The sequence below is a fragment of the Kitasatospora sp. NPDC057198 genome, from assembly GCF_042670125.1.
Lineage (GTDB): Bacteria > Actinomycetota > Actinomycetes > Streptomycetales > Streptomycetaceae > Kitasatospora.
The window spans coordinates 1-9,867 of sequence record NZ_JBHUWH010000304.1; the positions used below are offsets into that span (position 1 = coordinate 1).

General features: G+C 72.7%; 7 protein-coding genes. 2 read left to right on the forward strand and 5 right to left on the reverse strand.

Features of this window, described 5'->3' with window-relative positions:
- Positions 1-47: 47 nt before the first annotated feature.
- The gene (locus tag ACFUEL_RS27615) at positions 48-467 is read right to left on the reverse strand and encodes a hypothetical protein (protein ID WP_380239474.1); all 420 of its coding nucleotides are present in this window, start codon (positions 465-467) and stop codon (positions 48-50) included.
- A gap of 214 nt (positions 468-681) precedes the next feature.
- A complete protein-coding gene (gene rsmI, locus ACFUEL_RS27620) occupies positions 682-1,527 on the reverse strand; it encodes a 16S rRNA (cytidine(1402)-2'-O)-methyltransferase (protein WP_380239475.1) in 846 nt (281 codons plus the stop codon).
- 138 nt (positions 1,528-1,665) lie between these two features.
- Here rsmI and ACFUEL_RS27625 point away from each other — a divergent pair, with 138 nt between their 5' ends.
- The gene (locus tag ACFUEL_RS27625; protein WP_380239476.1) at positions 1,666-3,429 is read left to right on the forward strand and encodes a dolichyl-phosphate-mannose--protein mannosyltransferase; all 1,764 of its coding nucleotides are present in this window, start codon (positions 1,666-1,668) and stop codon (positions 3,427-3,429) included.
- A 142-nt stretch (positions 3,430-3,571) separates the two neighbouring features.
- Positions 3,572-5,284: a penicillin-binding transpeptidase domain-containing protein gene (locus ACFUEL_RS27630; protein WP_380239477.1), complete on the forward strand. Its 1,713-nt coding sequence runs from the start codon at positions 3,572-3,574 to the stop codon at positions 5,282-5,284.
- Positions 5,285-5,447: 163 nt separating this feature from the next.
- On the opposite strand, the gene ACFUEL_RS27635 is transcribed toward ACFUEL_RS27630, so the two are convergent.
- The 3 genes from ACFUEL_RS27635 to ACFUEL_RS27645 all read right to left on the reverse strand — a co-directional run bounded on the left by ACFUEL_RS27635 (position 5,448) and on the right by ACFUEL_RS27645 (position 9,821).
- The gene (locus ACFUEL_RS27635; RefSeq protein ID WP_380239478.1) at positions 5,448-6,890 is read right to left on the reverse strand and encodes an APC family permease; all 1,443 of its coding nucleotides are present in this window, start codon (positions 6,888-6,890) and stop codon (positions 5,448-5,450) included.
- A gap of 70 nt (positions 6,891-6,960) precedes the next feature.
- On the reverse strand, positions 6,961-8,385 hold the full coding sequence (locus ACFUEL_RS27640) for a penicillin-binding transpeptidase domain-containing protein (protein WP_380239480.1): 1,425 nt from the start codon (positions 8,383-8,385) through the stop codon (positions 6,961-6,963).
- A gap of 86 nt (positions 8,386-8,471) precedes the next feature.
- Entirely contained in the window at positions 8,472-9,821 is a 1,350-nt protein-coding gene (locus ACFUEL_RS27645) for an FtsW/RodA/SpoVE family cell cycle protein (RefSeq protein WP_380239479.1), read from the reverse strand.
- Positions 9,822-9,867: the final 46 nt, after the last annotated feature.

The window sequence follows — 9,867 nt, forward strand, 5'->3', positions numbered from 1 at the left end:
CGTCCGGACCGGCCCCGGCGGGGGGGCCGGTCCGGACGGGGCGGGGTTCAGCCGGTGCGCCGGTGCAGCCCGGCCGGCCAGCGGCGCCCGGCCCGCAGCCGGGCGGGCTCGGGCGGGCCCTCGGGTTCGGCGGTCGGCGCGTAGCCGGAGCCCTTCTCCATGACGGCGGCCACGCCGGCCACCCGCCCGGCCCGCATGATGCGCACCCGTTCGCCGCCGCAGCCCGGACAGGCCAGTTCGCGCAGCGGGGAGGGCACCCGAACGCCGTTCGCCGTGTACTCGATCACGGTGCGGCCGTCCCTGGCCGTGTGGTGCTCGATGTCGTACGCCTGCTCCCAGCCGTAGCCGCAGTTGAGGCAGGCGAAGGAGTACGCCTCGTGGACCGTCTGCACGGAGGCGGGACGGCTGGTCGTGCCGAGGCCGCTGGGTGCTCCGCCGTTCCGGGGGCTGTCGATCGTGTCGCTCATGCGCCACCTCGCTTCGCTCGGAGCCCGTCGCCCGGTCTTCCCGGCCGGGTGCGGGTTGTGCCATCCCAGGGAATGCCCGGGAGGGTCGGTCCGATGCCCGGCTTGCCAAGTCTTGGTCCCGAATTGGCCCTCCGCTGGGGTGCTCATTCCAACGTACGCGCGATTCCGGCCATTGCCATACAAACCGATCAGCACATGGCACTCGGGGCCGGGCTCAGGGCGCGTGCTTGGCCGCCACCACCGCGTCGAACACCACCGACTTGCGCAGCCCCAGCTCGGCGGCGACCGCGGCGATCGCCTCCTTGCGGCGCTCCCCGGCCTCCTCCCGGACGGCCACCCGGCGGGCCAGCTCGGCCGGACCGACCTCCTCGGGCGGGGCGGGCGGGGCACCGGCCACCACCACGGTGATCTCGCCCCGGACGCCGTCCGCGGCCCAGACCGCCAGCTCGCCCAGCGGGCCGCGCCTGACCTCCTCGTACGTCTTGGTCAGCTCCCGGCACACCGCGGCGGGGCGGTCGGCGCCGAACGCGGCGGCCATCGCCTCCAGCGTCTCGGCGATCCGGTGCGGGGCCTCGAAGAACACCATGGTGCGCGGCTCGGCGGCGACCTGGGCGAGCTGCCGGGAGCGGTCGCCGGCCTTGCGCGGCAGGAAGCCCTCGAAGGTGAACCGGTCCACCGGCAGCGCGGACAGCGCCAGCGCGGTCAGCACCGCGGACGGGCCGGGTACCGCGGTCACCTTGATCCCGGCCGCGACGGCGGCGTCCACCAGCCGGTAGCCGGGGTCGGAGACCGAGGGCATGCCCGCGTCGGTGACCAGCAGCACCCGGGAGCCCTCGCGCAGCGCGGCCACCAGCTCGGGGGTGCGGGCCACCTCGTTGCCCTCGAAGTAGGACACCACCCGGCCGGCCGGCACGACGCCGAGCGCCTGGGTCAGCCGGCGCAGCCGCCGGGTGTCCTCGGCCGCGATGACGTCGGCCCCGGCGAGTTCGGCGCGCAGTCGGGGCGGCGCGTCCTCGACGTCGCCGATGGGGGTACCTGCCAGTACGAGAACACCAGTCACGGGCACCATCCTCCCCTACCGGGGGCCGGCCCGGGGCTGCCGGCGGGGGTGCGGGGGGCGGACGAGGGTCGGGGACCCCTTGTGACTTCAGCCATTGCCCCTACGATGTGGCCCGTGAACGGCGACATGGAGAGTGGTATGGACCACCCCGAGCGGGGCGGCGTGACCGTGCTGGAACCGGCCGATCCGGCCGCCGTTCCGGCTCCGCGCGCGGAGCCCGAACCGGCCTCCCGATGGGCCCGCGCGCTGGCCGGCGTCGGCTACCGGGAGCGTCGGCGCACGCCCCTGGCCGAGCAGTTGGTGCCGCCGATGCCGGACGGGCCGGGCGTCACCCCCGACCTCGTCGAACCCTCCCCGCTGCTCGCCCGGCTGGGCGTCCGGCTGCCCGCGCCGCTGTGGTCCTGGCTGTGCCGGTGGGCCGGCTGGCTCGGGCCGCTCGCCGTCGCGGTGTTCGCCGGCGTGCTGCGCTTCGTCAACCTCGGCAGCCCGCACGCGCTGATCTTCGACGAGACGTACTACGCCAAGGACGCGTACGCGCTCTGGCACCTGGGCTACGAGAGCAACTGGTCCAGCGAGGCCAACGGCCTGATCACCGCGCCCAATCCGACGGTGCCGCTGAACACCACCAGCGCGGCGTTCGTGGTGCACCCGCCGGTCGGCAAGTGGATCATCGGCCTGGGCGAGCACTTCTTCGGCATGCACCCGTTCGGCTGGCGCTTCATGGTGGCCGTGCTCGGCACCCTCTCGGTGCTGATGCTGGCCCGGATCGCCCGCCGGATGTTCCGCTCGACCCTGCTGGGCTGCGTGGCCGGCCTGCTGCTGTCGGTGGACGGGCTGCACTTCGTGCTCAGCCGCACCTCGATCCTCGACCTGGTGGTGATGTTCTGGTTCCTGGCCGCGTTCGGCCTGCTGCTGGTCGACCGGGACAAGAGCCGCGCCCTGCTCGCCGAACGGCTGGAGCGGGGCGGCGCCGGCGACTGGTGGCACCTGGGCTGGCGCCCCTACCGGCTGGCCGCCGCGGTCTGCCTGGGCCTGATGACCGGCACCAAGTGGAGCGGCGCCCCGGCGGTCCTGGCGCTGGTGCTGCTCGCCGGGTTCTGGGACTCCTCGGCCCGCCGGCTGGCCGGCGGCGGGCGCGACCTGCGCGGCCTGTGGGACTTCGCCTGGTCCGCGGTGTCCGTCGGCCTGACCGCCGCCGTCACCTACCTGCTGACCTGGACCGGCTGGATCCTGTCCTCCCCCGCGCCCGGCAAGGGCGGCTACCTGCGCGACTGGGCCGCCCGCAACCCCAGCGACACCTGGGGCTGGATGCCGGACTGGGCCCGCAGCCTGTGGCACTACCACCACGAGATCTGGCACTTCAACGTCAACCTGCACGACCCGCACACCTACCAATCCAACCCGTGGAGCTGGCCGCTGCTGGGCCGCCCGGTGTCGTTCTTCTACGAGTCGCCGAAGAACGGCCAGGCCGGCTGCACCACCGCCGAGTGCGCCCGCGAGGTGCTCGCCATCGGCACCCCGTTCCTGTGGTGGGCGGGCATCGTCGCGCTGGTCTACTGCCTGTACCGCTGGCTGATGCGCCGCGACTGGCGGGCCGGGGCAATCCTGTGCGCGCTGGCCGCCGGCTACCTGCCCTGGTTCAACTACCAGGCCCGGACGATCTTCCTGTTCTACGCGGTCTGCTTCGTCCCGTTCCTGGTGCTCGCGGTAACCATGATGATCGGCGCGATGCTCGGCCGGGCCGACGCCTCACCGGACCGCAGGCTGGCCGGGGCCACCGGCGCCGGGCTGCTGGTCGTCGCGATCATGTGGAACTTCCTGTACTTCTACCCGATCTACACCGGCCAGACGATCCCGATGGACGACTGGCGGGCCCGGATGTGGCTGGACACCTGGATATAGCTCCGCCCCGACCGCCACACCCGCGCACGTGTACCGGAACTGTCACAAAAGGACGCCGTGTCGTGAGTGCACGGAACACGTCTGCCTATGGTGTCGTGGCCGCTGAACTCCGACGGCCACGACACACCTTGGGGGAATCGACGTGAACAACGGCGCGAAGATCGGCGTCTCGGTCGTCGCCGCGGCGGTGCTCCTCGGCGGCGGGTACGCGGCCTACGCCCTGGTCTCCGGCGACAGCGGCTCCGGCAAGGAGGAGGCGAAGAAGCCGCGCACCGTGGTCGCCGAGCCCCCGAGCCAGGAGCTCGCGGCATCCGGCGCCACCGCGTTCCTGGACGCCTGGGCCAAGGGCGACCTGTTCGGCGCCGCCAAGCTCACCGACGACCCGGACAAGGCGCAGGCCGCCCTGCAGGCGTTCCAGGACAACGTGAAGCCCAGCGCCGTCCACCTGACCGTGGGCGGCCCGACCACCGCGCCCAGCCCCGCCGCGTCGAAGTCCGCGAGCACCCCGGCCTCCGCCTCGGCGTCGGCCGCCGGGAGCCCGGCGCCCACCGGCGTGCTGGAAAGTTTCAAGGCGTCCGTGGAGTTCGCCGAGACCGGCACCCCGTGGAGCTACAACGGCGTCCTCGGCGTGGTGAAGATGAGCGACGGCACCGCCGCCGTCCACTGGGCCCCCAGCGTGATCCACCCCCGGCTGGACGCGGGCGAGACCATCGCGGTCAAGCCGGTCTACGCGACCCCGGCCGCCGTCACCGACCGCAAGGGCAAGCCGCTCACCGGCTACCCCTCGCTGGTCGGCCTGCTCAACCAGCTCAAGAGCGCCGCCCCGCAGGACGGCGACCCGGCGAACGCGGGCAGCGGGGTGATGATCTCCACCCCGGCCACCACCTCGGGCGGCAAGGCCACCGAGGAGAAGGTGTTCACCGTCAAGGAGCCCAGGCCCGTCCCCAACCTCAAGCTCACCATCGACGCGGACCTGCAGAGCGCCGCCGAGCAGCAGGTCACCGCGCAGGGCGGCAAGCCCGCCTCGCTGGTGGCGATCGAGCCCAGCACCGGCAACGTCCTGGCGTACGCGTTCTCGCCCTCCACCGGCCAGAACCGGGCCTTCTCCGGCGGCACCGCGCCCGGCTCCACCATGAAGGTGCTCACCACGGCGGCTCTGCTGGAGGCCGGGGTCACGCCCACCACCGGGATGCCCTGCCCGGAGACCACCATGGTCACCGGCAAGGCCGTCACCAACGACGAGCCCGGCGCGCACCCGGACTACACGCTCACCGACGCCTTCATCCACTCCTGCAACACCTCCTTCATCGAGAAGGGCAAGGACGTCCTCAAGCCGGGCAGCCTGCCCTCGATCGCCAAGGACGTGTTCGGGCTCGGCCTGGTCTGGCACACCGGCCTGACCAACTTCGACACCGACATCCCGGTCGAGGGCAACATGGCCGGCGCGGCCAGCGAGTTCATCGGCCAGGGCAAGATCCGCACCAACCCGCTGGGGATGGCCTCGGTCGCGGCGACCGTGCAGTCCGGGGTGTTCCGGCAGCCGATCCTGATCCCCGGCTCGGCCCAGACCCCGGCCGCCCGCAACCTCTCCCCGGACGTCCTGAACAGCCTGCGGTCGCTGATGGTGAAGACCGTCCAGTCCGGCACCGCCTCCGAGGTCCGGCCCGCGCTGCCGGCCGGTTCGGGCGCGAAGACCGGCACCGCCGAGGTCGACACCAGCTCTGCCGCGAACTCCTGGTTCACCGCCTACTCCGGCAACCTCGCGGTCGCCGCCGAGGTCGAGGGCGGCGGCCACGGCTCCGCGGCCGCCGGCCCGGCGGTCTCCAAGGTGCTGGCGGTCGGCAACAGGGGCTGAGCACGAGCCCCGCCAGGGGGCTCGGCCGAGAACGGCGGGATGCACCTTCAGGGGCTCGGGGAACGGCGAGTCCGTGCTGCTGGTGGCCGGAGCCCATCGAAGGTCCGTGCTGCTGCGTGCAGTAACAGAACCGGAAGCAGATGCGCGCTCCGGCAGTGAACCGTCAGCAGCCTGGGCCTCGCCGTTCCCCGAGCCCCTGGCGGTGCTCTCCCGCGAGGCGGGAGTGCTTCCGGCTGTAGCCGAAGTACAGCACTGCCGCCAGCGCGAGGAGGACCGCGAAGGCGAGGAAGGTGTCGGCGTGCAGCTTGGTGATCAGGTAGACGCAGAACGCGGCGCTGAGCACCGGCGTGACGGGGTAGAACGGCACCTTGAAGCCGCGCGGGAGGTCGGGGCGGGTCCGGCGCAGGACGACGATGCCCACCGAGACCGCCGTGAAGGCGACCAGCGTGCCCATTGACGTCATGTCCGCGAGCAGCTTGAGCGGGAAGACCGCGGCGAGGACCGCGACGGCGGCGCCGACCACGACGGTGTTCCAGACGGGGGTGCCGGTGCGGGTGGAGACCCGGGTGAAGGGGCGCGGGAGGAGTCCGTCCCGGCCCATCGCGTAGAGGATCCGGGTCTGGCCGTAGATCACCACCAGGGTGATGGAGAAGATCGAGACGATCGCCCCGGCGGCGAACACCAGGGCGGGCCAGGTCTGCCCGGTGACGTCCTGCAGGATCTGGGCGAGGCCGGCCTCCTGGCCGTCGAACTGCTGCCAGGGCTGGGCGCCGATCGCGGTGACGGCGACGGCGATGTAGAGGGTGGTGACGACGACCAGGGAGATCAGGATGGCCAGCGGCAGGGTGCGCCGCGGGTCGCGGACCTCCTCCCCGGCGGTGGAGACCGCGTCGAGGCCGATGAAGGAGAAGAAGATGGTGGAGGCGGCGGTCTGCACGCCGTCCCAGCCGTTGGGGGCGAACGGGGTGAAGTTGCCGGCGGTGAAGCCGGTGAGCCCGACGGCGACGAAGAGCACCAGGATGGCGAGCTTGATCGCCACCATGACGGCGTTGACCTTCGCGGACTCGCCGACGCCGCGGATCAGCAGGACGGTGACCAGGACGACCAGCACCACCGCGGGGAGGTTGAAGACGCCGCCGTCGCCGGGCGGGGCGGCGAGCGCGGCGGGCAGGTGCAGGCCGAAGGCGAGGTCGGAGAACTGGTCGAGGTACTGGCCCCAGGTGACGGCGATCGCGGAGGCGGAGACGCCGTACTCCATCAGCAGGCAGACGCCGACGCCGAAGGCGACGAGTTCGCCCATGGTGGCGTAGGCGTACGAGTAGGAGGAGCCGGAGACCGGGATGGCGGAGGCGAGTTCGGCGTAGCAGAGCGCGGTGAGGCCGGCGGTGACGGCGGCGATCACGAAGGACAGGACCACCGCCGGGCCGGCCTCGGGGACGGAGGTGGTGAGGACGAAGAAGATGCCGGTGCCGACGGTGGCGCCGATGCCGATCGCGGAGAGCTGCCACAGGCCGATGGAGCGGCGCAGGTGTCCGGCTCCGGTGCCGCCCGCTTCGGCGATCAGGGTGTCGACGGGCTTGCGCCGCAGCAGGCCGGTGGTGCTCATCGGTGTCCTTCTGGTGGGGAATCGAACCGGGACATTACCAAAGGGCGGATTTTCGGCGTTTTGCGCCCGGCTACCGGTTGAGCACGGCCTGCATGACGGACTTGGCGATGGGCGCCGCGAGCCCGCCGCCGGTGACGTCGGTGGCCTGGCTGTCGGCGATGACGACGGCGACGGCGACCGGCGGGGCGGCGGTGGAGCCGGCCGGGCGGGCCCAGGCGATGAACCAGGCGTACGGGGTGCCGGAGTTGTCGACGCCGTGCTGGGCGGTGCCGGTCTTACCGCCGACCTCGGCGCCGGGGATCCGGGCGTTGCGGCCGGTGCCGTTCTCCACCACGTCGACCATCAGCTGCTGCAGCTGCCGGGCGACCGAGGACCCGAACGCCTGGTGGTAGAGGCTCGGGTGCATCAGCTGGACCTGGCTGCCGTCGGACTTGGTGAGCTTGTCGACGAGCTGGGGGTACATCACCTGGCCGTCGTTGGCGGCCCCGGCGGCGACCATGGCCATCACCAGCGGGGTGGCGGCGGTGTCGTACTGGCCGATGGAGGAGAGCGCCAGCTGCGACTTGTTCATGTCGGTGTCGAAGTTGGAGCGGGCGGCGCGCACCGGGATGTCGAGCTTGGCGTCGTTGAAGCCGAAGTTCCGCGCCATCGCGGTCATCCGGTCGAGGCCGGTCTGCACGCCGAGGTAGCCCATGACGCTGTTGCAGGACAGCGTCATGGCCTCGTCCAGGGAGAGCCCGGCCCGGTCGCAGGCGGTGGTGTCGTTGGTGAGCGGGGTGGTGGTGCCGGGCATGACGTACGGGTAGGGGGCGTCGGTGGGGGCGTCGATGTCGGTGACGACGCCGCTCGCGAGCGCGGCGGCGGCGGTGACCACCTTGAAGGTGGAGCCGGGCGGGTAGATCTGGCGCAGCGCCCGGTTGAGCATCGGCTGGTCGGGGTCGTCCTGGAGCTTCTTCCAGGCGTCCTGGTCGGCGGTGGAGGTGCCGGCGAAGCTGCCGGGGTCGTAGCCGGGGGTGGAGGCGAGGGCGAGGATCCGGCCGGTGGCGGGTTCGATCGCGGCGACGGCGCCCTTCTGGTTGCCGAGGCCCTGCACGGCGGCGCGCTGGGCGGCCGGGTCGATGGTGGTGACCACGTCGCCGCCGGGCTGCTGCTGCCGGGTGACGGCGTCCCAGACGGCCCAGCCGGCCAGCTTCGGGTCGGTGCCGGAGAGCAGGTCGTCGTAGACGCCCTCCAGCTGGGTGTTGCCGTAGGTCTGGGACGAGTAGCCGGTGACGGCGGCGTACAGCGCGCCGTCGGTGTAGGTGCGCTTGTAGGCGTAGCGGCCGCCGGTGGGCGCGGAGCCGGTGACGGGCTGCCCGGCGACCAGCAGGTTGCCGCGGGGCTGGGAGTAGCGCTGGATGGTGGCGCGCTGGTTGGCGGCGTTGTGGTCGAGTTCCTTCTTCTGGAACACCTGGACGCGGGTGCTCTGGACGGCAAGGGCGACGATCAGCAGCATGCAGAAGGTGCCGGCCCGGCGTCCGGTGGTGGAGATGCCGGGCAGCCCCTGCGGGCCGCCGTTGGTGCCCGCGGGCCGGTGGGGCCTCACGCGTCCTCCTCGGGGGCGGGGCGCCGGGCGAGGTCGCTCGTCCGGACCAGCAGCGCCACGATGATCCAGTTGGTGACCACGGACGAGCCGCCCTGGGCGATGAACGGCAGCGTCATGCCGGTCAGCGGGATCAGGTCGAGGACGCCGCCGGCGACCACGAACACCTGGATGGCGACCAGCGCGGCCAGGCCGATGGCGAGCAGCCGCCCGAACGGGTCGCGCAGCGCGATGCCGGTCTTGAAGCCGCGGGAGACCAGCAGGGCGTACAGCAGGAAGACCGCGAACAGGCCGGTCAGGCCGAGTTCCTCGCCGACGGTGGCCAGGATGAAGTCGGACTTGGTGGCGAAGCCGATCAGCGCGGAGTGGCCCAGGCCCAGGCCGGTGCCGAGCTGGCCGCCCCAGGCGAAGGCGAACAGCGACTGGGCGATCTGGTTGGCGCCCTGCCCGGCCTCGATCGAGGCCAGCGGGTGCAGCCACTCGGTGACCCGGCTGTGCACGTGCGGGGAGAGCCAGCCGACGCCGACGGCGGCCAGCGCGGACAGCAGCAGGCCGATCACGATCCAGCCGGTGCGGGCGGTGGCGACGTACAGCATCACCACGAACAGGCCGAAGAACAGCAGCGAGGTGCCGAGGTCGGTCTCCAGCACCAGCACGGCGACGAACGCGGCCCAGATCAGCAGCACCGGGCCGAGTACCCGGCCCAGCGGAAGCTGGAACCAGAGCACCTTGCGGCCGGTCAGCGCCAGCGCGTCGCGGTGCGCGGCCAGGTAGGCGGCGAAGAAGACCGCCAGCAGGATCTTGGCGAACTCGCCGGGCTGGAAGGACAGCGGGCCGAGCGTGATCCAGATCCGCGAGCCGTACACCGGGGGGAAGAACACCGGCAGCACCAGCAGGACGAGGGCGACGAACGCGCCGACGTACGCGTAGCGCTGGAGGCGGCGGTGGTCGCGCAGCAGGAGCAGCACCGCGATGAACAGGCCCACCCCGAGGGTGGACCAGAGCAGTTGGGTGGGGGCGGCGGCGCTGCCGGGGTTGCGGTCCAGCCGGTAGATGACGACCAGGCCGATGCCGTTCAGCAGGACGGCGATCGGCAGCAGCAGCGGGTCGGCCCACTTGGCGCGCCAGCGGACCGCGGCGTGCGCCAGCAGGGCGAGCACGCCGAGCGCGGCGCCGTACTGGGCGGCGTCCGGCGGGGCCTGGCCGTCGATGTTGACGCCGACCTCGGCGTAGCCGAACACCGCGAGGCCCACCGCGGCCAGCACCAGCACCAGTTCGGTCCAGCGCCCCGTCCCGGCCCGCCGGGCGCGGGGCGTCCGGGCCGCCCGGGTCGCGGAGTCAGTCGCCACCACCAGCCGTCCTCGCCAGCTCGAAGGGGCACGGACGGCGGGGTGC

What these genes read in the sequence shown, in the direction of transcription:
- ACFUEL_RS27625 (WP_380239476.1), top strand. Translation starts at nt 1,666, where the DNA reads ATGGACCACCCCGAGCGGGGCGGCGTGACCGTGCTGGAACCGGCCGAT.
- ACFUEL_RS27615 (WP_380239474.1), bottom strand. Translation starts at nt 467, where the DNA reads ATGAGCGACACGATCGACAGCCCCCGGAACGGCGGAGCACCCAGCGGC.
- ACFUEL_RS27640 (WP_380239480.1), bottom strand. Translation starts at nt 8,385, where the DNA reads ATGCTGCTGATCGTCGCCCTTGCCGTCCAGAGCACCCGCGTCCAGGTG.
- ACFUEL_RS27635 (WP_380239478.1), bottom strand. Translation starts at nt 6,890, where the DNA reads ATGAGCACCACCGGCCTGCTGCGGCGCAAGCCCGTCGACACCCTGATC.